The organism is Desertibacillus haloalkaliphilus, from assembly GCF_019039105.1.
Taxonomy (GTDB): domain Bacteria; phylum Bacillota; class Bacilli; order Bacillales; family KJ1-10-99; genus Desertibacillus; species Desertibacillus haloalkaliphilus.
This window is the reverse complement of record NZ_JAHPIV010000170.1, coordinates 1-424: the sequence shown is the minus strand read 5'-3', so window position 1 is coordinate 424 and position 424 is coordinate 1. Positions and strand designations below refer to the sequence as shown.

Genomic DNA, 424 nt, shown 5'->3' with positions numbered 1-424 from the left:
GTGTGATTGTTGTGAATGAATTTAATCAAACAAAAGAATCACACATGTATGCAATCGGAGATGTGATTGGTGGGTTACAGCTTGCGCATGTTGCTTCACATGAAGGAATTGTTGCTGTCGATCATATTGCAGGTAAGAAGCCCGATCCGATCAACTATGACACGGTCGCAAAATGTATTTATAGCAATCCTGAAGATGCGAGTGTTGGATTAACTGAAAAACAAGCAGTAGAACAAGGCTATCAAATAAAAGTGGGAACATTTCCGTTTAAAGCGATAGGAAAAGCGCTAGTCTATGGTGAAACAGATGGGTTTGTTAAAGTGATAGCAAATGAAGACAATCAGGATGTACTAGGAGTTCACATGATCGGTCCACATGTGACAGACTTGATTTCTGAAGCAGCTTTGGCCAAAGTACTAGATGC

1 protein-coding gene is annotated in these 424 nt (G+C 40.3%); it reads left to right on the top strand.

Annotation, left to right across the window (positions count from 1 at the left end):
- Positions 1-424: oxidoreductase dimerization domain-containing protein (locus KH400_RS21385; protein ID WP_498067637.1), on the top strand; the 424-nt coding region annotated here is incomplete at both ends.